The following is a 21568-nucleotide window of genomic DNA, read 5'->3' on the forward strand; positions in this document are numbered from 1 at the left end:
ATTGGTTATATCCCCGCCCCCTGGCTGAAATGCTCTTCGCCAAACACCCCCGTGGAAAGGTAACGATCGCCACGATCGCAGATAATCGCCACAACGACGGCGCCCGGTGTCGCCTGCGCCACACGAATCGCCCCGGCCACCGCGCCACCGGAACTGACACCGCAGAAAATCCCTTCCCGCACCGCGAGCTCGCGCATGGTGTTTTCCGCAGCCTGCTGATGAATATCCAGTACCTCGTCAACCAGCGAGGCGTTAAATATTCCCGGCATATATTCCGCAGGCCAACGGCGGATCCCCGGAATACTGCTGCCCTCTTCCGGTTGCAGGCCAACGATGGTGACAGGCTTCGCCTGCTCGCGCAGAAAACGCGACACGCCAGTGATTGTGCCGGTCGTGCCCATACTGGAGACAAAATGGGTGATGCGCCCGGCAGTTTGCTGCCAGATCTCCGGCCCGGTGGTGCTGTAATGCGCCAGCGGGTTATCAGGGTTGTTAAACTGATCGAGCAGTTTACCCTCTCCGCGTTCTGACATGGCTAACGCTAAGTCGCGCGCCCCTTCCATGCCCTGCTCTTTGCTGACCAGAATCAGCTCTGCGCCATAGGCGCGCATCGCCGCGCGTCGCTCCTGGCTCATGTTGTCCGGCATCAGCAGGGTCATGCGGTAGCCTTTCAGCGCGGCAATCATCGCCAGCGCAATCCCGGTATTTCCACTGGTTGCTTCAATGAGTACGTCGCCTGGTTTAATTTCCCCGCGCTTTTCCGCCTGCACGATCATCGATAGCGCAGCGCGATCTTTCACCGACCCGGCGGGATTGTTACCTTCCAGTTTGAGCCAGATTTCACTGCCGTTGTCCGGCCCCATCCGCTGCAATTTCACCAAAGGCGTATTGCCGATTGTTTGTTCTAGTGTGTTCACGTCTTTTGTCCAACTCAATGCCCGATGGCGCTACGCTTATCGGGCCTGGGTAAAATCATCCCGGGATTACGCTATTTCTGCCAATACCACATCGTCATGGCGCTCAATGCGCTGCTCGCCATTATACAGCCGGGCATTTTGCAGGCCGACAAACAGGCGTTCGCCGCGCGCCGGGGTATCGTCGCCCTGCATCACCACCGTCAGCGGTTCGTTATACCATCCCAGCGGCTGCACGACTAACTGGGTAAAGTGGCCTTTCGGGCTGGCTTCGATCACCTGTACCGGCAATGGCGAGTCGAGACTGGTACGACGGCTAATGTCCACTTCCCACGGACGCAGGAACAGATCGACCGGCCCCTGATACGCAGGGGTATAACCCAGCGGCCAGCGGTGCGCGCCGACGTGGAACTGCGCGCCGCGAACAGTGCCCTGCAGTCGGTTCACCTCGCCCATAAACTCCAGCACGAAGCGGGTGGCCGGTTCGCGCCAGACCTGATCCGGCGCGTCGGCCTGTTCAATATGGCCCTGGCTCATCACCACCACCCGGTCCGCCACTTCGGTCGCTTCTTCCTGATCGTGGGTCACAAACACGCTGGTGAATTTCAGCTCTTCATGCAACTGACGCAGCCAGCGCCTGAGCTCTTTACGCACCTGGGCATCCAGCGCGCCGAAGGGTTCGTCGAGCAATAAAATTTGCGGCTCAACGGCGAGCGCGCGCGCCAGCGCCACCCGCTGTTTCTGCCCGCCGGAAAGTTGCGCCGGAAAACGATCCGCCAGGTGCGCAAGCTGCACCATTTCCAGCAGTTTGGTCACTTTCGTCTTGATAGCGGCCGCATTCGGTCGTTCACGACGCGGCAGCACCGTCAGGCCAAAAGCGATGTTGTCAAAGACGCTCATATGGCGAAACAGCGCGTAGTGCTGAAACACAAACCCGACCTTACGGTCGCGGGCATGCAGTCGGCTGACGTCAGTGCCGTGAAAACGAATATGCCCGCTGCTCTGATGCTCAAGCCCGGCGATAATCCGCAGCAGCGTGGTTTTACCAGAGCCGGACGGCCCCAGAAGCGCCACCATCTGACCAGAAGGAATATCCAGCGAGATATCGTTCAGCACCTGGGTGCGACCAAAAGACTTCTTAATATTGGCAATCTCAATGCTCATGATGTTCCTCCTGTTGCGCGCGTTTTTCCTGATTCTCCAGGCGCCATTGCAACATGCTCTTTAAAAACAGGGTAATAATCGCCATCAGCGTCAGCAGCGCGGCGGCGGTAAAGGAGCCAACGGTGTTATAGTCCTGCTCCAACAGTTCAATCTGTAACGGCAGCGACAGCGTTTCGCCGCGAATTGAGCCGGACACCACCGACACCGCGCCAAATTCGCCAATCGCCCGGGCGTTGGTCAGTACCACGCCGTACAGCAGCGCCCAGCGGATATTGGGCAGCGTTACGCGGCGGAACATCTGCCAGCCGGAAGCGCCGAGCAAAATCGCCGCCTCGTCCTCCTGACTGCCCTGACTGAGCATCACCGGCACCAGTTCTCGCACCACAAACGGACAGGTGACAAAGATAGTGACCAGCACCATCCCCGGCCAGGAGAACATGATTTGCAGGTTATGCTCGTCCAGCCAGCCGCCCAGCGGGCCGTTGGAACCATAGAACAGCAGATACACCAGCCCGGCGACCACCGGCGATACCGCAAACGGAATATCCAGCAGCGTGAGCAAAAGCTGGCGACCGGGAAAGTTAAAACGCGTCACCAGCCAGGCCAGCAGAACGCCAAACACCAGGTTCACCGGCACCGCGATCAGCGCAATCAGCACCGTCAGCCAGATGGCATGGAGCATGTCCGGGTCAGATAAATTCTCAATAACCGGCATCAGCCCACGGCTGAACGCCTGTACGAAGATGTAAATCATCGGCACCAGCAAAATGAACGCTGAAACCAGCATACCGACGCCAATCAGAAGCCATTTTCCCCAGTTAATGCGGGGAGCGTCATAACGCTTCAATTGAGTAACTTCCGCCATTAGTGACCTACCACGCGTCGGCCAAAGCGACTTTGCAGAGTGTTAATCGAAAACAGCAGCAGCAGCGAAGCCGCGAGGATCACCGAAGCGATCGCGCTGGCGGCGGGGTAATCAAATTCCTGCAACCGCACGAAAATCATCAGCGACGTCACTTCCGTTTTCCAGGCGATATTCCCGGCGATAAAAATCACCGCCCCGAACTCGCCGAGGCTGCGGGTAAAGGACAGGGCAACTCCCGCCACCAGCGCAGGCGACAGTTCCGGTAGCACGACTTTACGAAAACTTTGCAGACGCGTTGCGCCCAGCGTTTCCGCCGCTTCTTCATATTCCGGGCCCAGTTCTTCCAGCACCGGCTGCACGGTGCGTACCACAAACGGAATGCTGGTAAAGGCCATCGCCACCGCAATCCCCAGCCAGGTATACGTAACTTTGATGTCGACGCTCGCCAAAAACTGGCCGTAAAAACCATTGACTGAAAACAGTGAAGCCAGCGTCAAACCTGCGACTGCGGTTGGCAAGGCGAACGGCAGATCCATCAGCGCGTCCAGCAGCGTGCGCCCCGGGAAACGGTAGCGGGTTAAGATCCACGCCATCAGCAGGCCAAATACGCCGTTAAAAATCGACGCCACGAACGCCGCCAGCAACGTCACTTTATAGGCTGCGACCACCTGCGGGTTAGTGATGACCTCCCAGTATTGCGCCCAGCTCATTTGCGAGAGCTGCATCACCAGCGCGCTCAGCGGCAACAGCAAAATCAGGCAGACGAACAGCAGGCTGGTGCCCAGGCTTAAGGTAAAGCCGGGCAGCACGCGCCGGGAGGAGACAGCAAACATTACTTACGCCCCGCCGCCAGCAGTTTGTCCAGTTCGCCGCCGCTGGCGAAATGGGTTTTCATGACGTCCGGCCAGGCGCCAAACTTATCTTCCACGCGGAACAGTTCGGTCTGTGGGAATTGATCCTTCAGCTTATCCATGACTTCCGGGTTATTCACCCGGTAATAAAAACCGGTAATGATGGTCTGCGCCTGTGGGCTATACAGCCAGTTCAGGTACGCTTTCGCCGCTTTTTCCGTCCCGTTGGCTTGCACATTTTTATCGACCCACGCGACCGGGAATTCCGCCAGAATGTTGGTTTTCGGTATCACCACTTCAAATCCCTGCGCTTCGTACTGTTTACGGATGTTGTTCACTTCGGACTCGAAGCTTATCAACACATCGCCCAGCCCGCGTTCGGCGAACGTGGTGGTGGCGCCGCGTCCGCCGGTATCAAACACTTCGACGTTCTTCAGGAACTGAGTCATGAACTGCTCGGTTTTGGCTTTATCGGCACCGTCAGCATTATCTGCCGCGCCCCAGGCCGCCAGATAGGTATAGCGCGCGTTACCGGAGGTTTTGGGGTTTGGGAAGATCAGCTTCACATCGGAGCGCACGAGATCGTTCCAGTCCTGAATGTTTTTCGGGTTGCCTTTACGCACCAGGAAGCCCATCGTGGAATAGAATGGCGAGCTGTTGTTCGGCAAACGGCTCTGCCAGTCCGCCGGGATCAGCTTGCCTTTATCATGCAGGATCTGCACGTCAGTGACCTGGTTATAGGTGACCACATCAGCTTTTAACCCCTGCAAAATCGCCAGCGCCTGTTTTGAAGAACCGGCATGAGACTGTTTGATGGTCAGCTTGTCGCCGCCGTTATCTTTCGCCCACTGTTGTTCAAATGGCGGGTTAAGGGCGGCAAACAGCTCGCGGGAAACGTCATAGGAGCTGTTAAGCAGTTCCGTCGCCTGCGCCTGCCCGACCAGCAACAGCGACGCAACCAGCGCCAGAGAGTTCTTTTTCAGTAAGTTAACGGCCATTGCGCACCCTTATAAAATTAATGACTTTCTAATAGCCATAATATTTATAACCAGTGTGAAAGGAGTAACGGTTTTATATACCGTTTGCTGATTTGAAAGTTGAAAAGGGAATAAGAGAACCCCTTCCGGTCAGCGGAAGGGGTGTAACGTCGGTCAGACGCCGACGCTGACGCTTTCCGGCAGCGTGCTGCCGCCGTCAATCACGTTTTGGGTGCCCGTGAGATAGCTGGACTCGTCGGAGGCCAGGAACGCCGCCAGTTCGCCCACTTCCAGCGGACAGGCCAGACGACGCAGTGGTATCGCCTTCGCCATTTCTGTCAGCACCGATTCCGGATCGTCCGCGTTGGACTGGCGGGCGATGCTTTCCGCCATTGGCGTACGTACGTAGCCCGGGCAAATGGCGTTCACGCGGATCCCCGATTGCGCAAATTCCACCGCCAGCGATTTGGTCAGGCCGACAATCGCCGCCTTCGATAACGCATAAGCAGTTTCACCCGGATCGGCCACCATATCGCCGGTCACCGAAGACATCATCACAATGCGGCCATCTTTACGTTTTACCATTTCCGGCAATACGGCTTTCGTGACGTTCCAGACGCCTTTAATGTTGACATCAATATGGAAGTCGCGATCTTCATCGCTCATCTCGAGGAAACCGCCGAGGCGACACACGCCCGCGTTGTTGACGAGGATATCGATGCGTCCTTCCACCTCTTTCGCTCGCTTGATCGCTGCGGCGACAGACGCCGGATCCGTTACATCCGCCACCACGGCCGTGCAGCGATGACCGCGTCCACCCAGTTCGTCCGCCAGCTTTTCAATCTCATCGGAGATATCCAGCAGGATTAAGTTCGCGCCGTGGCGAGCAAACACTCTGGCGATCCCTTCGCCAATGCCCTTCGATGCGCCCGTAATCAGTGCTGTTTTGCCCGTGAGTTTACCCATTTCAATGCTCTCCTTGTGAATATGAAGTCTTACACTCCATTAACAACGAAAATACATTAAAAACAGATAAGTGCTGAGGAACAGCTCACTAATTAAGGTAAATCTTAGGAAAAAATGCGCCGGAATCAATCCCGGAGCAGATTAATCAACTCACTGCTGCGTTCGATCATTCGTAATGACTCGACATCATTGCGCTGTACCAACCCGACAAAGAGCAGGTCGGTGACCGAGTTCTGAGCGGTACGCGTCGACATAGATGAACTGCGCCATGCCTTCTCACTCGAAACCGTGTCCAGCGTGTAATGCGCCAGCCGGCGCAGCGGGGAATCAGCAAGCGAAGTAATGGCAATCACCGTCGCCCCCCGTTCGCGCGCCGCTTGCGCGCACAGTACGATCTCCTTTTTGGCGCCGCTGTAGGAGATCGCCAGTTGCACATCGCCCTTCTGCAACGCCTGCGCAACCGTCACCTGCACATGCGTATCCGCTTCACAGGCCACGCGATAGCCAATCTTCATCAGTTTAAACGACAGATCGCGTCCCACCAGCGCCGACCCGCCCAGTCCGGTTATCTGAATAAACCCGGCGCGACTGATGGTTTCAATCACCTGTTTCAGCCGGACGAAATCCATCAGGCCACTGGTCTCTTCCAGGGCGGATAATTTTTCGCGATTCAGCTTACGGGCAATGACCTCCAGGCTGTCTTCGCTGGTGATTGAGCTGTGCAGATGTAGCGCTTTATCCTGTTTTTTTTCGCGCCTGGCGCTGTTTTCCTCAATCAGCGCCATTCGTAATTCAGTAAACCCCTTCGCCCCCAGCTTTTGGGCAAATTTGACAATACTCGACTGGCTAACCTGCAACTGCTTCGCGAGCTGACGGGAGGAGACGGTTTTTAGCTCGTTGAGATGAGCCAACAGAAATTCAGCGATCTTGCGTTCATTGTCGGTAAATTCTGCTTCAGCGCTGCGTATTTTCGCCAGAAAAAACATGTCGTCTTACTCTCCCCTGTTAACGAATTTCTCAATTCTACCGCCTGCCCGGCAGGATACCGGATTGTTTACCAGAGTATGACTACCCTCACATTCTTCACACGGCAATTCAACGATTCCATTGCGATGTAAATCAGAGAATATATGATTCCATTCATTTTCCATAGTAGCAGCCCCGTTAAGCTGTAAAGTTTGTGGCGCTCTCGACAAAATGGCGGCGGTAGCATTCACCCGGGACCGGAGAAGGAATAAAGCGAATGGCAAAAGAAATCAGCGTTGATCTCCTGCAGGCAATCCTCTCCCGGGTTGGCGGAGCGGAAAACATTGCCCGGTGCGGAAACTGCATGACGCGTTTACGCCTGACGGTACATGACAGTCGTCTGGTTGACGCCAGCATCAAAACGCTGGAAGGCATTAAAGGCGTGGTGCTGTCGGATAATCAGGTTCAGGTCATTTTTGGCCCCGGCAAAGCGCAGCGGGCAGCGGATGCCATGAATGCCCTCCTTGAAAACGGCGGCCCTGCCGTTACGGCTGGCGCGGCGGAGATTGCCGCAAACACCAAAAAGCAGATCAAAGCGAAACAGACCTCCGGCATTCAGCAGTTCCTCGCCAGGTTTGCCACCATCTTTACGCCGCTGATCCCCGGTTTTATTGCCGCAGGCCTGCTGCTGGGGATTGCCACACTTCTTGCTACGGTGTTGCACGTGCCGGCAGATGCGCAGGGCGCCTTGCCCGACGCGCTGAACTTTATGAAGGTCTTCAGTAAAGGACTTTTCACCTTCCTGGTGATCCTGATTGGCTATAACGCCGCACAGGCCTTTGGTGGAACGGGCGTAAACGGCGCCATCATCGCCTCACTGTTTCTGCTGGGCTATAACCCCGCCGCGACCACCGGTTATTACGCAGGCATTGAGGATTTCTTTGGCCTGACAATCGATCCTCGCGGGAACATAATCGGCGTACTGATTGCGGCATGGGCAAGTGCGCGAATTGAGAACGTCATTCGCCGCTTTATGCCGGACGATCTCGATATGCTTCTGACCGCCACGCTGACCTTACTGGTCACCGCCGCACTGGCCTACCTGGTGATTATGCCGCTCGGCGGCTGGCTGTTCGAAGGAATGTCCTGGCTGTTTATCCACCTCAACAGTAACCCGTTAGGCTGCGCCGTGCTGGCGGGGCTGTTTCTGGTTGCGGTGGTGTTTGGCGTCCATCAGGGGTTTATTCCGGTTTATCTGGCGTTAATGAGCAGTCAGGGGTTCAACAGCCTGTTCCCTATCCTTTCTATGGCGGGCGCGGGTCAGGTCGGCGCGGCGCTGGCGCTCTACTGGCGCGCGGAAAAACACAGCGCCATCCGCAGCCAGATCCGCGGGGCGATAATCCCCGGGCTGCTCGGCGTCGGTGAACCGCTTATTTACGGCGTGACGCTGCCGCGAATGAAACCGTTTATTACCGCCTGTCTGGGCGGCGCAGCAGGCGGGCTGTTTATCGGTCTGGTGGCCTGGTCAGGTTTGCCTATGGGGCTGAACAGCGCATTCGGTCCGTCAGGGCTGGTGGCCTTGCCTTTAATGACCTCTGCGCAAGGGATCCTGCCAGCCATGGCGGTGTACGCCGGGGGGATGCTGGTGGCTTACGTTGGCGGCTTTATTTTTACCGCGCTGTTTGGCTGCCGAAATGTCAATCTGGACTAAATTATGCGTAAACGTTTTCTGCTTATGTCCGCGCTGGCCCTGAGTTTTAGCCTCAGCGCAACCCCATTTCCGGTCCTTACGGAAAGTACGCCTGAAAAAGTCGGAATGGATACTGAACGTCTGAACAGGCTGGATAACTGGATAGCGCAACAGGTGGCGGCGGGCTATCCCGGGGTGAATCTGCTCATCGTGAAAGACAACCATATTGTCTATCGCAAGGCGTGGGGGGACGCCAAAAAATACGACGGTCATGTTCTGATGCCTCAGCCTATCAGGGCGACCACGGATACTCTGTACGACCTCGCCTCCAACACCAAAATGTACGCCACTAACTTTGCGCTGCAAAAGCTGATGTCAGAGGGCAAACTGCATCCGGACGATCTCGTCTCGACGTACATTCCTGGTTTTGCCGATGCGCCAGAAGATGTGATTAAAGGGAAGAATGCGTTACGGATTGCGGACCTGCTGCATCACTCCGGCGGCTTCCCCGCTGACCCGCAGTATCCAAACCAGGCCGTCGCCGGGAAACTGTACTCGCAGGATAAGGCCACGACGCTGGCGATGATCAAACGTACACCGCTGGAATACCGCCCCGGCACGAAGCATATTTACAGCGACGTCGACTATATGTTGTTGGGCTTTATCGTCGAGTCCATCACCGACCAGCCTCTCGACCACTATGTCGAAAACGCCATTTATCGTCCGCTGGGTTTAAGCCATACGGTGTTTAATCCCCTTCAGAAAGGCTTTCGTCCACCGCAGATCGCCGCGACGGAGCTGAACGGCAACACCCGCGATGGCGTGATTCATTTCCCGCATATTCGCACCACGACGTTATGGGGCGAAGTGCACGATGAAAAAGCCTTCTACTCGATGGGAGGGGTCTCCGGCCACGCGGGACTGTTTTCCACCACCGGCGATCTCGCCGTACTGATGCAAACCATGCTCAACGGCGGCGGCTACGGCAACGTCAGATTGTTCAGCCCGGAGACGGTGAAAATGTTTACCCAACGCTCGGCGCAGGACGCCACGTTCGGCCTGGGCTGGCGGGTTAACGGGAATGCCAGCATGACGCCAACATTTGGCGCGTTGGCCAGTGCGCAGGCCTACGGTCACACAGGCTGGACGGGGACGCTTACCGTTATCGATCCGGTAAACCATCTGGCCATTGTGATGTTGAGCAATAAACCTCATTCACCGGTTGCCGATCCCCAAACGAATCCGAACCTGTTCAAGAGTGGCCTGCTGCCGATGGCGACATATGGGTGGGTAGTGGATCAGGTCTACGCGGCGATAAAATGACCGCATCGTACCGGATAAGGGTTCAAACAACGCCTTATCCGGCACGGCTTTCCTGATGGCGTTACGCTTATCAGGTTACAGGTTGATTCGCTTACAGCGCCAGCAGGCGATCCCGTGATGGGGCAAAGTAATAGCCGCCAGTCACCGGTTTGGTGAAGCGCAGCATCGCGTCACGTTTACCGTCGGTGTCACCGAACATACTCAGCAACTGCTGCTCAATGTTATGCAGACGCGCGCAGTAAGCGCAGAAGTACAGGCCATGGGTGCCGCTCGCGGTGCCGTAAGGCAGACTCTGGCGAACAATTTTCAGCCCTTTACCGTCTTCTTTAAGATCGACACGGCTCAGATGAGAGGTGGCCGGACGCGCGTCGCCGTCGATCTCTTCATTCGCGTCTTTCGTGCGGCCAATCATCATTTCCTGATCGTGAACGCTCATGCGATTGAGCTGCTTCAGGTTATGTTCCCAACGCTGAACGAACACATAGCTGCCGCCTGCATCCACACCGTCTTTAATGACCGCCACTTCACGACGCGTTTCTTCACCCGCCGGGTTTTCGGTACCGTCAACAAAACCACTGAGATCGCGCTCCTCCACCCAGCGGAAGCCATGGATTTCTTCCTGAACGTCAACGCAGTCGCCAAAGGCCTCCATCGCCGCCTGGGCTACGGAGAAATTCACATCGTGACGCAGGGAAAGAATGTGGATCAGGACGTCATACTGGGTGGCCGGTGCGAGTCCCTTACCGTAAGGGATGAAATTTTTCAGCTCTTCGGCCCCGACGCCGCCGCTCAGCGCACGCCAGGTGTCGTGTCCAAAAGCCACGACCGCGCCCAGATGCGCCTCGGGAAATTTCGCTTCAAACGTCGCCAGCTTATCGGCGAAGACTTTGCTGGCGCTGCGCAGTGCGTCAACGTCGCCTTTAACATTCGCTTCAATCCAAATCGCGGCGCGGCAATGTTCTGGCAAAATGCCACTCTGAACCTGAGACATCGTTCCTCCTGGAAAATGAGAATGCCACGCGGTCGTGGCATTGATGGAGGCTATTTTACCCTGTTTTTACGCGCAGCGGTTTGTTCAGACGCAAATTAACGACGCCAGATTATCTTGCTGACTTTCCATTCTTTAAGCGTGTCATCAGACGGCATTAAGCCTTCCGGCCCATGCCATTCGCCGGAAAAGAGATAGCTAATATGCTGACTGCCTTGCGCTTTACACTCCACCGCGACGCGGTCGTCATCAGTGGCTGGCTGGCAGTTGCCAAAGGCTTTGCTGTAGAGATCACTAAACGGCGTGCCCACGTCGACCCCGGCTTCGGAAGGAATGTCGCTGTCGAGAACATCGATGCGGCTAAGGGTGCCTTGTTCGCCATTAATGACCATCGCCACCTTGTCGTCCTTCATGGCTTCAAAAAAGCGCACGACGTTGCCGTTGGCGATTTTCATTCCGCTGCGCAGGCGATAATCCCCGTCCAGCGCGTCGGCTATCGCCTGTTCATTAAGCGGTGTGGCGGCAGTTAATGCGCCAACGCCCTGCTCGGTCACCTCCGTCGAGGAGCCAAACCAGTTCCACGGATTCGCCGCAGACCAGTTTACAGACGAGAGCGTCGAACACCCGGTCAGCGCCAGCGGCATCGCACATAACATCAAACGCAGCGATTTCATCACATTTCCTTCTTTATTCATCATCGTTGCTTGGAGTCCCGGTTCGCCAAAAAGTGCCGTTATTCTTTTTCAAGGGTGAAGCAGGCGCGTAACCGACGATGGGAGATCAGCCAGATCAACGCCACGACATCCGCCACCACCAGCGCCAGACTGACGCCGTTAACCGCTTCCCCTTGCAGCCATAGCACAAGCTGCCAGCCCAGCAGTACCGCCTGCGCCAGGATCAGTGCCGCGTAAAGCCCTCGCCAGATCGCAGGAAAAGCGTAGCGCCGCCCGCTAAGAAGGAAAGCCAGCACCGCCGGGACGCCAGGCAGCAATCCAAGCCAGAAATTATCGTGATCGGGATAAAACAAATTCAGCAGCGTATTGCCCTGTTCCCGGGAGGAACCGGCAATCACAAACAGCACCCAGGTTCGGGCCTGCAGCAACAATACCAGCCAGAACAGCGCAGGCAGGCGCAAATGGCCATGCGCGTCGTAATCAGCAGGATGAAACTCAGTATTCTTCATCTTCGATCAGGCGCTTACCCAAACAGAGCACGTCCGTATGTTCATAGCCCAGCCGTTCGTACATGCCGAGCACCACGTCGTTATCCTCGCGCACCATGATCTGCACCTTTGGACAACCACGCGCAATGAGCTTCTTTTCCAGCCGGTTGAGCAGCGCGTTGGCGATACCACGTCCCCGGAACTCCGGGTGCACGCCAAGATAATAAGCGGATCCGCGATGGCCGTCGTATCCCCCCATCACCGTCCCGACCACCTCGCCGCTGACTTCAGCCACGAGGAACAAGCTGACATCATGATTGAGCTTACGCTCAATATCCATTTCAGGATCGTTCCACGGACGCAGCAGATCGCAGCGCTCCCAAAGGGTGATCACCTCTTCGAAATCTTCCTGGCGAAAAACGCGTATCTCCATGGTATTTGCCGCCTTTTCGGGTCTAAAAACCAAGATTATGGCGCAAAGCGTTGATTCAGCCAATATCTGACGCGAAGCGGTGAAAAAAATGGCATAATAGCGAGCTGTCATGTATTGAAATGAAAAGTAAAACAATTCTCAACATCAACAGTCGTAACGGATTACGCGATACGATATAACATCTGGATTAAATATTTTTACAACTCAGGCCGTATGAGCACTTTTAAACCCCTAAAAACACTCACATCGCGCCGCCAGGTGCTGAAAGCCGGGCTGGCTGCCCTGACCATTTCGGGGATGACCCACGCCACAGCAAAAGAAGCTCCCCTGAAAACCAGCAACGGACACAGCCAGCCCGCGAAAAAAAAATCGGGCGGCAAGCGGATCGTGGTGCTGGACCCCGGCCACGGCGGCATTGATACCGGCGCGATTGGTCGCAACGGCTCGAAAGAGAAACATGTCGTGCTGGCGATCGCCAAAAATGTGCGTTCAATATTACGCAGCCAGGGAATCGACTGCCGCCTGACGCGTTCGGGGGATACGTTTATCCCTCTGTACGATCGCGTGGAAATCGCTCATAAGCACGGCGCCGATCTGTTTATGTCGATCCACGCCGACGGTTTTACGAACCCAAGCGCCTCAGGCGCGTCAGTGTTCGCATTGTCTAATCGCGGCGCCAGTAGCGCAATGGCGAAATACCTTTCCGACCGCGAAAACCGCGCCGACGAGGTGGCCGGTAAAAAAACCACCGACAGGGATCACCTGTTACAACAGGTGTTGTTCGACCTGGTGCAGACGGACACCATTAAAAACAGCCTGACGCTTGGATCGCACATTCTTAAGAAGATCAAACCCGTGCACAAGCTGCACAGCCGTTCCACGGAACAGGCGGCGTTTGTGGTGCTAAAATCACCGTCAATACCGTCGGTGCTGGTAGAAACCTCCTTTATCACGAATCCGGAAGAAGAGCGACTGCTGGGCACTGCGGCGTTCCGGCAGAAAATCGCGACCGCCATCGCCAATGGCGTCGTCAGTTATTTCCACTGGTTCGATAACCAGAAAGCCCATTCGAAGAAACGCTGAATATGAAACCCGATGCACAACGCGTTAAACAGTTCCTGCTGACCTTGCAGGACACCCTTTGCCAGCAGCTCAGCGCCATTGACGGCGCGACATTCATTGAAGACAGCTGGCAGCGTGAAGCTGGCGGCGGTGGACGCAGTCGGGTACTGCGTAACGGCGGCATTTTTGAGCAGGCGGGCGTAAATTTTTCCCATGTCCATGGCGAGGCGATGCCCGCTTCCGCCACGGCCCATCGTCCTGAGCTGGCCGGACGCAGTTTCGAAGCGATGGGCGTCTCGCTGGTGGTGCATCCGCTCAATCCGTACGTTCCCACCAGCCACGCTAACGTGCGCTTTTTTATTGCTGAAAAGCCCGGTGCCGATCCGGTCTGGTGGTTCGGCGGCGGTTTTGACCTCACGCCCTACTACGGTTTTGCCGACGATGCCGTTCACTGGCACCGGACCGCACGCGATCTGTGTCTGCCGTTTGGCGACGAGCTCTACCCCCGCTATAAAAAATGGTGTGACGACTACTTTTTCCTGAAGCATCGCAATGAGCAGCGCGGCATCGGCGGGCTGTTTTTTGACGATCTGAACACACCGGATTTCGATCGCTGTTTCGCCTTTATGCAGGCGGTGGGGAACGGCTATACCGACGCCTATCTGCCGATCGTCGAACGTCGCAAAGCGATGCCCTGGGGCGAGCGCGAGCGTAACTTCCAGTTGTATCGTCGCGGGCGTTATGTGGAATTTAACCTGGTCTGGGATCGCGGTACCCTGTTTGGGTTACAGACAGGCGGACGCACCGAATCGATTTTGATGTCGATGCCGCCGCTGGTGCGTTGGGAGTACGACTGGCAGCCGGAAGACGGTAGCCCGGAAGCCGCATTGAGTGACTTTATTCAGGTACGCGACTGGGTGTGAGTCGCGCCGCTTCGCAGGCTGGATAAGCGGCGCGCCATGCGGCAATCACGCAGCCGCCATTGCCTCACATCCACTGGCGCATTCGTTGATGTAACGTCGACGACGGCTTCTCGGCAAACAGCTGCTGGTAGTCGGTGGCGAACTGGCCCAAGTGCCAGAATCCCCACTGCATCGCGGCGTCCTTGACCGTGGCGCTTTGCGACCACGGACTGATCAGTTCGCGGCGCACCGCGTTCAGGCGGATCCTTTTCAACCACGCGTTTGGGCCAATCCCCAAAATAGCGTGAAACGCATTCTGCAACGTGCGACGGCTGACGTGCAGTTGATTGCACAGATCCAGCACCGTCAGCGGCTCAGACATGTTTTCCAGCACATACTCCCGCGCCCGCGACAGCAGCCTGCGGTAGCCCTGATGGCTAACGCTTTCCGCCGTATGAATTGGCTGCGCCTCTTCCAGCATCGTCCCCATCGCCATTAGCAGGTTATCGCCAAGCACTTTTCGTACAGCGGGCTGATGGAGATTCTCCGGATTCTCGCTAAACGTCGCCAGCGCCTGCTGAACAAAGCCCCACAGCGCCGCTTTGTGCTGCTCTTTGACCTCCAGCGCCGCCTGGCTGCGCAGCATATGTAGCACCCGCTCCGGGTTATGTAAAAAGTTGGCCTGCCGGGAGATCACATCTTCCGAAATCACCACCCCAAGAATGGTGTAATCGTCCGGGGTACTCAGTTCAAACTCGGTACCACCCGGCCGGGTCGCAATCTCCGCGCTGCCGAGGCACTGGCTGCCAATAAACCCCTGCTCGCCGCGCGTCGCCGGAATACCAAACCAGAAAGAGTTCGGCCAGACCAGACATGACTGGCGCAGCGCCAGTCCGGTGTATTCACGGAACACCTGAATATCATCGAGCAGGATTTCCGTGAACTCACCATGAAATTTGCCGGGATGCAGTTGATCGTAAATCTGCTGCCAGGCGGTAATGGTCAGGGCGTGCTCATACACGTCCGTGGTTCGCCGCTGGTGAACGTTGTCCACTTCCACCTTCGGCGTCAGTTTTACGTCTTCGGGTAATGCTTCATGATAAAGATGGTGCAAGTTAGCTGTACGGGTCTTTTTCATGATCTTTATGCCGGACGCCTGTTGAGACGCCCGGCCCTCCGACAGATTAATTTTTTATGCGATAGCGACTGCTGCGTTTACGCAACGCCCCGTCCGTAAAAAGCTGCTCCAGCGCCGCCCGGGCCTGCTCCAGCGGCCAGCCAAAATGCGCGGCGACCTCGCCCGCCGTCATGCCCTGACGCACCCCGGCGAGTTTTGCCAACAGCGCATCGGCGTTGTCTGGTACGCCAGGCGGCTGCGGCGCCGTTTTCGGCGCGGGAGGCGCCGATGCACGCTGAAACCCGCCGATCAGCCACTGGGTGTCATCCTCGGGCCGCCCAATCTCTTTTCGGCTGATGACGCGTCCGGTGCGCTGCGCCGCGGCGCTTCCGGCATCCAGCGCCGCCCGACAGGCCGCCAGATCGCCCTCCACTACCAGCGTCACCTTGCCAGGGTCAAGCACTTCGTGATTCAGCAGCGTAACGTTGGCGGCTTTCAGCATGGCATCCGCGGCATCCACCGCCGCGACCATGCCCTCCACTTCCAGTAATCCCAGCGCATTGATCATCGGCAACCTCCGTTACGCGCGCTGGATGGGACTACGGGCGATATCCAGAACCGCATCGGTAAAGGCATTGCAGGCCGCTTTACAGGCCGCCTGGCTCCCGGTTAAAAACGCAGCGGAATAGTTGGTTTCCGACGGCGGCGGCACGTAGGTCACCAGTTGAACATCGGCAGATTTCATCGCCGCATCAATACCAAAGGTCGCTTCGAGCGGCGGCGCAACCAGATAAGCGATCGGATCGCCCAGCGCAATCCCCGCGGTTGACGAGAGATACGAACCGGTGCGCGACACCACGTGCGCGAGAAATGCCGTATCTTCCGCATCGTTCGCCCACTGGAACGCAGCGCCGCTTTCAATATGGGCGACCATCGCGTCCAGTCCGGCGCGAACCTCCGCCGGGTTTGGTCCGCCGAGCATAATCAGCACTTCTCCGGCGGTAGGCGACGGGCCGTGGGCAGCGCCGGCGTATAGCGAGCGGCCATACACCACTTCCACCATCGCCTGTTTCGTCGCTTCGTCTGCGGCAATATACGTCACGTCGTCAGAGTCTGCCGTGATGAGACCGAGGCTACGTATATGCGACGGTAATTTCAGTTCGCGCGCAAACCCGTCGTTTACGGAAGCAATCACGCGCATCGCGCTGACCGAGGGTCGAATCAAATCTAATGCTGGCATGCTGCCTCCTTTAACGGGTCATGTTGATGCCGGACGCCTTTTGCTCCAGCATGCGTTTGGCCAAATCGACAATGACGGCGGCCGCTTCGACCGGCGGGGTGCCACCCTGGTGGATGTTCGAAATACAGGTGCGATCGGCTTCCACGGTGGTCGCCACACGTGGGGAATAGACCGCGTAGCAGGAGAGACTTTCTGACTGCCCCAGCCCAGGACGTTCGCCGACCAGCAGGACAACCACCTTCGCACCGAGGATCTCGCCGATCTGATCTTCTATCTTCACGCGGCCATAGCGCACAAAGAACGGCGTGCCGACCTTCAGCCCCGCCTGCTTCAGCCCGGCGAGAAGCGGCGGCAAAATCTCCTCATAGTTGGCAGTGATCGCATCAGTGGAAAGACCGTCGGATACCACCACCTGCACGTCCGGATTCATCACGCACTGCGCTTTCAGCGCCTCGACCGCTTCCGGACTCAGCCGACGCCCCATGTCCGGGCGGGTCAGATACAGGTTTTTATCGCTGATTTCCGAACGCACCTCCAGCAACCCCTGGGCTTTCACCCACTCTTCCGGCACCTCTTTCAGCACCGTGTCTTTCGAACGCGAGTGATCGGCGAGAAAGCGCAGCAGCGCCTGGGTGCGTGGGCGCGGCCCGGCGCGCCCCGTGCAAACCCGCGCGGCGGTGCTACGACGCAGCTCCGTGAGCACGTCGGCGCGGTGCGGATGCTCAACGCCAATCCACGCTTTCGCTTGTGCGGATCCTAAATCGACCTCACAGCTTTCGCTGGCGACGGGTGCCGCGCACTGCGGCTTATGGCATCCCTGCGCGGACGGCGCGGCGGTTTGTGGCGCGTCCTGGCCCATTGACGCCATCACGCTACGTACAATTTCTTCAATCTGTTTTTGATCCATGGTGTCTCATCCCCGCGTCATCAGAAGAACAGTGACGGATCGCCCGCCCGTTTGGTCAGACGACCGTTTGCCATAATGCCCATCGTTTCCAGCCAGCGTTCAAACTCCGGCGACGGGCGCAGGTTCAGCAGCTGGCGCACGGTTGCGGTGTCGTGGAAGGCGGTGGTCTGATAGTTGAGCATGATGTCGTCGCCGAGCGGCATGCCCATGATGTAGTTGCAGCCGGCGGTGGCGAGCAGAATCATCAGGTTTTCGTTGAGGTTCTGATCGGCGTCGGCATGGTTGGTGTAGCAGCAGTCGCAGCCCATCGAAATGCCGCTCAGCTTGCCCATAAAGTGATCTTCCAGGCCCGCACGGATAATCTGGCGATCGTTATAGAGGTATTCCGGCCCGATAAAGCCCACCACCGTATTAACGAGGAACGGATCGTAGTGCCGCGCCAGCCCGTAGTTACGCGCTTCCATTGTCACCTGATCCGCGCCAAAGTTAGCGCCAGCGGAAAGCGCCGAACCTTGCCCGGTTTCAAAGTACAGGCAGTTTTCCCCGGCGATGCGGTTGAATTCCGCCCCCACCGCGCGCGCTTCATCCAGCATCGCCAGCTCGACGCCAAACTCTTTTAATCCCTTCTCGCTGCCGCAAATACTCTGGAAGATCAGCCCGCCCGGCGCGCCGCGACGGATCGCTTCGATCTGGGTGGTGACGTGCGCCAGCACGCAGCCCTGGGTCGGGATGTTGAACTTGTCGATGACGCCGTAAACGGTATCCAGCACGCGGCTTAAGTTTTCCACGTCGTCGGTGACCGGGTTGACGCCAATCACCGCATCGCCTGCGCCAAAAGAAAGCCCTTCATAGATTTGCGCGGCAATACTCTGCACATCGTCGCGGGTGTCGTTCGGTTGTAAGCGGCAGCTAAAGGTGCCTGGAATACCGATCGTGGTATTGGCCTTTTTAATCACCGGCATTTTCTTGCCGCCGTAAATCAGATCGGCGTTGGAACAAATTTTCGCCACCGCCGCCACCACTTCAGAGGTGAGTCCTTTACGGGTAAAAGCGATGTCGTCAACGGATGTTTCGTCGCTCAACACGTACTCGCGCAGTTCGCTGATGCTCCAGTTTTTAATGCGGTTATAAGCGGTTTCGTTGACGTCATCCTGAATCAGACGCGTCACGCAGTCCTCCTCATAGGCAATCACCGGATTATTGCGAATATCCGCCACTGTCATTTCTGACAGTACCTGTTTCGCCGCCACGCGCTCCTGCGAACTTTGCGCTGCGACGCCTGCCAGCACATCCCCCGAACGCAGTTCGTTGGCCTTTGCCAGCACCTCTTTTACATCCTTAAACTGATATACATTGCCGAACAATGTGGTCTTTAGTTTCATAAGTCGTTCCCTCAGGAAGGAAATGCGAGTGATTTCACCGTCACCGGCACAACCGATCCGCCAAAAAGAGGCGTACCAATGTCGATATAGTCCCCCGCCCGCACGACCACCTCATCGATGACCGCCAGCGGGAGTTGCTGTAACTGCGGGCGCAACAACATGCCCAGGGCTTTACCAAAATCCTGCTCGGCCACCACCAGCAGGGGATGCGGATTGGGAAAACGCGCGACAAAGGCGGTCAGCGCGTCGATGACCGACAGTAACGCGGCGTAACGCACCGGAAGCGAGGCGGGCAGCGCCAGCACGTAAGCGTCGTTTTGCGGATCGAGATCGAGTTGAATGAGCGCCTGCTGCCAGGCATGCAACAGATCCGCGTCATCCTGCGGGATCGCCACCGGCAGATTGCGCAGCGGCAGTTGAACGTCGTCCAGCCAAATCGTACTGCCGGACAGCGACAGCGTATGCGCCCCCGCGCCGATCACCGTGGCCCGTACGGTCTGCGCCGGAAACTGCACGTTCATCTCCCGCAGGCGGGGATGTTCGTGCAGCGCCGTCGCTAACAGCGGTCCGATGTCAGCAAAACAGAACGGATCGGCGGGCAGGTTGCGGTAGCATTCGCCCACCCCGCCGGAAAGCGTAATCACATCAGGTTTCGCCCCGGCAGGCAGCAGCGCCGTTTGCATCAGCGCCTGCGCCAGCGGTGACGGCGTGCCGTCTATGATTTCCACAATCAGTTCCGCCATCCGCTGCGTCACCTCAACGACCTGCGCCACAGTAAGTGTGCGGGCGTCAGTTCCTTCGCCGAACAGCGCTGCGACGATCTTCTGACCGGGTTGGTGAGCGTAAACCACGCGTCCCTGGCCGTCGGTTTCCAACAGACGGCCCCCCACATTCAGGCAGGCGGTACCGGTGACCTTTCCGGCATCAAACAGCGCGTAGTTCGACGTCCCGCCGCCGATGTCGATATTGAGCACCCGACACATCCGCTGCTCTGAAAGGGTTTGCGCGCCCGCGCCGTGTCCGGCAATCACCGACTCCAGATGGGGACCGGCGCTGGCGACGACAAAGTCGCCGAGCGACTGCGACAGCGCCATCACCGCCCCGCGCGCATTGCGGGTTTTCGCGCTCTCGCCGGTGATGATGATCGCCCCGGAGTCCACGGTTTCCGGCGCGATGCCGGCCGCCTGGTATTGTTCAAGGATTAATGCCCTGAGTTCGACCTCTTTTAACCCACCCTGCTTATCGACAGGCGTAAAGAAAACCGGGCTTTGCCAGCTAATTTCGCGTTTGATGAATTCGTAACGAGGCACCTGCGACACCGCCGCGCGGTTGACCAGTTCCAGTCGTGAGAAGATCACCTGGGTGGTGGTGGTGCCAATATCGATACCAACGCTCAGTAGCTGGCGAGTGTTCACGATTGCGCCTCCACGTCGATTTCTGCCGGGACATTTTCATCTTTTGGCACCAGCATCATCGCCACGCCAATCGCCGTGACGCCGCCAATGAGCTTGCCGACAATCATCGGGAAAATCATCGCGTTCATGTTGGCTGCCGCGAAGCCTAAGTGGTCGCCCAGCGCGAAGGCGGCAGAGACGGCAAATGCGCAGTTGATCACTTTGCCGCGGGTATCCATCTGCTTCATCATGCCGAACATCGGAATATTGTTCGCCAGCGTCGCCACCATGCCGCCCGCCGCCATATTGTTGATTTTGAGCAGGCCGCCGACGCGCATCAGTGGTTTTTCGAACCAGCGGGTCAGCAACAGCACCATCGGATAAGCGCCGAGCAGCACGCAGGAGATAGAACCGATCACTTCAATGGCGCGCATCACCTCGCCGGGCGTGTCGCCAGGGGCCATGAAGATCGGATCAAGCCCTGGGATCAGATCCCAACCGAGCAGGAATTTGATCACCGCCGCCGCAAGGCCGATAGTGATCAGCGCCACGAGGAATTTGGCGAAGATCTGGAAGCCGCTGATCATCTTTTCCGGAATGAACTTCAACCCCAGCGCCACCAGCACCGCAACGATGATCACCGGGATCATGTTCATCAGGATCAGCGCGAAGGTAAACTCCACCGGCTGACCGTTGATCTCAACGCCGGAATACATTGCCACCAGCCCCCCGGCGATACAGCCGATGGGGATCGTCACGATGCCCGCCAGCACGCCGAGCGCCAGCCAGCGGCGGTCAGACGGCTCAATGATCCCCAGCGCCACCGGAATAGAGAAGACGATGGTTGGCCCCATCATCGCGCCAAGAATTAACCCTGAGTATAGCCACGCCGCCACATCGCCGCCCGCCAGCTCTTTGGCGAGGAAGAAACCGCCCATGTCGCAGGCCAGCAGCGTACCGGCGAACATTGACGGGTTCGCACCGAGCATTTCATACAGCGGAATAATCACCGGTCCGAGCAATTTCGCTAACACCGGCGCCAGCGCGGTCATACCGACCATGGCCAACCCCAGCGCGCCCATCGCCATAAAACCTTCTTCAAACTGTCCACCGGACCCTTCAATGCTTTTGCCGAATTTTCCGAGGAAACGCGCTGAACCGCCGAACTGTGACAGGATCCTGTCCACGGCGGCAATCAGCATAAAGAACATCATGATGTACATGATGATTTCGTTAATTCCCATAGCCTCTACTCCCTGTCTTTT

The 21568-nt window shown here is 57.4% G+C and carries 22 protein-coding genes; 4 read left to right on the plus strand and 18 right to left on the minus strand.

Annotation, left to right across the window (positions count from 1 at the left end; genetic code table 11):
- Positions 1 to 5: 5 nt before the first annotated feature.
- The 7 genes from cysM to murR form a co-directional block, all read right to left on the minus strand.
- Entirely contained in the window at positions 6 to 917 is a 912-nt protein-coding gene (cysM, locus tag OOJ60_RS09865) for a cysteine synthase CysM (RefSeq protein ID WP_042290846.1), read from the minus strand.
- Positions 918 to 983: 66 nt separating this feature from the next.
- Entirely contained in the window at positions 984 to 2078 is a 1095-nt protein-coding gene (gene cysA / locus OOJ60_RS09870) for a sulfate/thiosulfate ABC transporter ATP-binding protein CysA (RefSeq protein WP_205612492.1), read from the minus strand.
- Positions 2068 to 2943, minus strand: a complete 876-nt coding sequence (cysW, locus tag OOJ60_RS09875) for a sulfate/thiosulfate ABC transporter permease CysW (RefSeq protein WP_060570567.1) — start codon at positions 2941 to 2943, stop codon at positions 2068 to 2070. Before cysW ends, cysA begins: the two co-directional genes overlap by 11 nt.
- On the minus strand, positions 2943 to 3776 hold the full coding sequence (cysT, locus tag OOJ60_RS09880; protein ID WP_042290851.1) for a sulfate/thiosulfate ABC transporter permease CysT: 834 nt from the start codon (positions 3774 to 3776) through the stop codon (positions 2943 to 2945). The genes cysW and cysT overlap by 1 nt, the downstream gene beginning before the upstream one ends.
- The gene (cysP, locus tag OOJ60_RS09885) at positions 3776 to 4792 is read right to left on the minus strand and encodes a thiosulfate/sulfate ABC transporter substrate-binding protein CysP (RefSeq protein WP_205612493.1); all 1017 of its coding nucleotides are present in this window, start codon (positions 4790 to 4792) and stop codon (positions 3776 to 3778) included. Before cysP ends, cysT begins: the two co-directional genes overlap by 1 nt.
- A 153-nt stretch (positions 4793 to 4945) precedes the next feature.
- Positions 4946 to 5737, minus strand: coding sequence for an SDR family oxidoreductase UcpA (ucpA, locus tag OOJ60_RS09890; RefSeq protein WP_042290853.1), 792 nt, complete (start codon positions 5735 to 5737; stop codon positions 4946 to 4948).
- 125 nt (positions 5738 to 5862) lie between these two features.
- Positions 5863 to 6723, minus strand: a complete 861-nt coding sequence (gene murR, locus OOJ60_RS09895; RefSeq protein WP_042290854.1) for an HTH-type transcriptional regulator MurR — start codon at positions 6721 to 6723, stop codon at positions 5863 to 5865.
- A 257-nt stretch (positions 6724 to 6980) separates the two neighbouring features.
- Here murR and murP point away from each other — a divergent pair, with 257 nt between their 5' ends.
- Entirely contained in the window at positions 6981 to 8414 is a 1434-nt protein-coding gene (gene murP, locus OOJ60_RS09900) for a PTS N-acetylmuramic acid transporter subunit IIBC (RefSeq protein ID WP_199956609.1), read from the plus strand.
- 3 nt (positions 8415 to 8417) lie between these two features.
- Positions 8418 to 9716: a penicillin binding protein PBP4B gene (gene pbp4b / locus OOJ60_RS09905; RefSeq protein ID WP_205612494.1), complete on the plus strand. Its 1299-nt coding sequence runs from the start codon at positions 8418 to 8420 to the stop codon at positions 9714 to 9716.
- Positions 9717 to 9807: 91 nt separating this feature from the next.
- Here the strand turns inward: pbp4b and OOJ60_RS09910 are convergent, their stop codons facing one another.
- The 4 genes from OOJ60_RS09910 to OOJ60_RS09925 all read right to left on the minus strand — a co-directional run bounded on the left by OOJ60_RS09910 (position 9808) and on the right by OOJ60_RS09925 (position 12299).
- Positions 9808 to 10707, minus strand: a complete 900-nt coding sequence (locus OOJ60_RS09910; protein ID WP_042290859.1) for a Dyp-type peroxidase — start codon at positions 10705 to 10707, stop codon at positions 9808 to 9810.
- Between the two features lie 95 nt (positions 10708 to 10802).
- A complete protein-coding gene (locus OOJ60_RS09915) occupies positions 10803 to 11378 on the minus strand; it encodes an RpoE-regulated lipoprotein (protein ID WP_042290861.1) in 576 nt (191 codons plus the stop codon).
- A gap of 59 nt (positions 11379 to 11437) precedes the next feature.
- Positions 11438 to 11887 (minus strand): DUF2919 domain-containing protein, encoded by a 450-nt coding sequence (locus OOJ60_RS09920; protein ID WP_060570560.1) that lies wholly within the window; start codon positions 11885 to 11887, stop codon positions 11438 to 11440.
- Positions 11874 to 12299, minus strand: a complete 426-nt coding sequence (locus OOJ60_RS09925; protein ID WP_181822783.1) for a GNAT family acetyltransferase — start codon at positions 12297 to 12299, stop codon at positions 11874 to 11876. The genes OOJ60_RS09920 and OOJ60_RS09925 overlap by 14 nt, the downstream gene beginning before the upstream one ends.
- Before the next feature lie 213 nt (positions 12300 to 12512).
- On the opposite strand from OOJ60_RS09925, the gene amiA reads away from it, so the two are divergent.
- Both amiA and hemF read left to right on the plus strand, forming a co-directional pair.
- The gene (gene amiA, locus OOJ60_RS09930; RefSeq protein ID WP_042290865.1) at positions 12513 to 13382 is read left to right on the plus strand and encodes an N-acetylmuramoyl-L-alanine amidase AmiA; all 870 of its coding nucleotides are present in this window, start codon (positions 12513 to 12515) and stop codon (positions 13380 to 13382) included.
- 2 nt (positions 13383 to 13384) lie between these two features.
- On the plus strand, positions 13385 to 14284 hold the full coding sequence (hemF, locus tag OOJ60_RS09935; RefSeq protein WP_199956605.1) for an oxygen-dependent coproporphyrinogen oxidase: 900 nt from the start codon (positions 13385 to 13387) through the stop codon (positions 14282 to 14284).
- 64 nt (positions 14285 to 14348) lie between these two features.
- Here hemF and eutR read toward each other — a convergent pair whose 3' ends face one another.
- The 7 genes from eutR to eutH are packed head-to-tail and all read right to left on the minus strand — an operon-like array spanning position 14349 to position 21547.
- Positions 14349 to 15401 (minus strand): HTH-type transcriptional regulator EutR, encoded by a 1053-nt coding sequence (gene eutR / locus OOJ60_RS09940; protein ID WP_181822781.1) that lies wholly within the window; start codon positions 15399 to 15401, stop codon positions 14349 to 14351.
- A 46-nt stretch (positions 15402 to 15447) separates the two neighbouring features.
- Entirely contained in the window at positions 15448 to 15948 is a 501-nt protein-coding gene (gene eutK, locus OOJ60_RS09945; protein WP_181822780.1) for an ethanolamine utilization microcompartment protein EutK, read from the minus strand.
- A gap of 12 nt (positions 15949 to 15960) precedes the next feature.
- Positions 15961 to 16620 carry an ethanolamine utilization microcompartment protein EutL gene (gene eutL, locus OOJ60_RS09950; protein WP_042290871.1) on the minus strand — a complete coding sequence of 220 codons (660 nt, stop codon included), beginning with the start codon at positions 16618 to 16620 and terminating at the stop codon, positions 15961 to 15963.
- A 10-nt stretch (positions 16621 to 16630) separates the two neighbouring features.
- Entirely contained in the window at positions 16631 to 17527 is an 897-nt protein-coding gene (eutC, locus tag OOJ60_RS09955) for an ethanolamine ammonia-lyase subunit EutC (RefSeq protein WP_042290872.1), read from the minus strand.
- A 20-nt stretch (positions 17528 to 17547) separates the two neighbouring features.
- The gene (eutB, locus tag OOJ60_RS09960; RefSeq protein ID WP_012906585.1) at positions 17548 to 18909 is read right to left on the minus strand and encodes an ethanolamine ammonia-lyase subunit alpha; all 1362 of its coding nucleotides are present in this window, start codon (positions 18907 to 18909) and stop codon (positions 17548 to 17550) included.
- A gap of 11 nt (positions 18910 to 18920) precedes the next feature.
- On the minus strand, positions 18921 to 20324 hold the full coding sequence (gene eutA, locus OOJ60_RS09965; protein WP_205612495.1) for an ethanolamine ammonia-lyase reactivating factor EutA: 1404 nt from the start codon (positions 20322 to 20324) through the stop codon (positions 18921 to 18923).
- On the minus strand, positions 20321 to 21547 hold the full coding sequence (gene eutH / locus OOJ60_RS09970; RefSeq protein ID WP_042290876.1) for an ethanolamine utilization protein EutH: 1227 nt from the start codon (positions 21545 to 21547) through the stop codon (positions 20321 to 20323). The genes eutA and eutH overlap by 4 nt, the downstream gene beginning before the upstream one ends.
- Positions 21548 to 21568 lie beyond the last annotated feature (21 nt).

The sequence above is a fragment of the Citrobacter sp. R4 genome, assembly GCF_026719175.1.
GTDB lineage: Bacteria > Pseudomonadota > Gammaproteobacteria > Enterobacterales > Enterobacteriaceae > Citrobacter_A > Citrobacter_A sedlakii.

Coding starts and splice junctions, on each gene's coding strand:
- cysP (WP_205612493.1), bottom strand. CDS start 4,792: ATGGCCGTTAACTTACTGAAAAAGAACTCTCTGGCGCTGGTTGCGTCG.
- eutC (WP_042290872.1), bottom strand. CDS start 17,527: ATGGATCAAAAACAGATTGAAGAAATTGTACGTAGCGTGATGGCGTCA.
- OOJ60_RS09920 (WP_060570560.1), bottom strand. CDS start 11,887: ATGAAGAATACTGAGTTTCATCCTGCTGATTACGACGCGCATGGCCAT.
- murP (WP_199956609.1), top strand. CDS start 6,981: ATGGCAAAAGAAATCAGCGTTGATCTCCTGCAGGCAATCCTCTCCCGG.
- amiA (WP_042290865.1), top strand. CDS start 12,513: ATGAGCACTTTTAAACCCCTAAAAACACTCACATCGCGCCGCCAGGTG.
- cysT (WP_042290851.1), bottom strand. CDS start 3,776: ATGTTTGCTGTCTCCTCCCGGCGCGTGCTGCCCGGCTTTACCTTAAGC.
- OOJ60_RS09925 (WP_181822783.1), bottom strand. CDS start 12,299: ATGGAGATACGCGTTTTTCGCCAGGAAGATTTCGAAGAGGTGATCACC.
- eutR (WP_181822781.1), bottom strand. CDS start 15,401: ATGAAAAAGACCCGTACAGCTAACTTGCACCATCTTTATCATGAAGCA.
- cysW (WP_060570567.1), bottom strand. CDS start 2,943: ATGGCGGAAGTTACTCAATTGAAGCGTTATGACGCTCCCCGCATTAAC.
- hemF (WP_199956605.1), top strand. CDS start 13,385: ATGAAACCCGATGCACAACGCGTTAAACAGTTCCTGCTGACCTTGCAG.
- cysA (WP_205612492.1), bottom strand. CDS start 2,078: ATGAGCATTGAGATTGCCAATATTAAGAAGTCTTTTGGTCGCACCCAG.
- eutH (WP_042290876.1), bottom strand. CDS start 21,547: ATGGGAATTAACGAAATCATCATGTACATCATGATGTTCTTTATGCTG.
- eutL (WP_042290871.1), bottom strand. CDS start 16,620: ATGCCAGCATTAGATTTGATTCGACCCTCGGTCAGCGCGATGCGCGTG.
- ucpA (WP_042290853.1), bottom strand. CDS start 5,737: ATGGGTAAACTCACGGGCAAAACAGCACTGATTACGGGCGCATCGAAG.
- murR (WP_042290854.1), bottom strand. CDS start 6,723: ATGTTTTTTCTGGCGAAAATACGCAGCGCTGAAGCAGAATTTACCGAC.
- OOJ60_RS09915 (WP_042290861.1), bottom strand. CDS start 11,378: ATGAAATCGCTGCGTTTGATGTTATGTGCGATGCCGCTGGCGCTGACC.
- eutK (WP_181822780.1), bottom strand. CDS start 15,948: ATGATCAATGCGCTGGGATTACTGGAAGTGGAGGGCATGGTCGCGGCG.
- OOJ60_RS09910 (WP_042290859.1), bottom strand. CDS start 10,707: ATGTCTCAGGTTCAGAGTGGCATTTTGCCAGAACATTGCCGCGCCGCG.
- eutB (WP_012906585.1), bottom strand. CDS start 18,909: ATGAAACTAAAGACCACATTGTTCGGCAATGTATATCAGTTTAAGGAT.
- pbp4b (WP_205612494.1), top strand. CDS start 8,418: ATGCGTAAACGTTTTCTGCTTATGTCCGCGCTGGCCCTGAGTTTTAGC.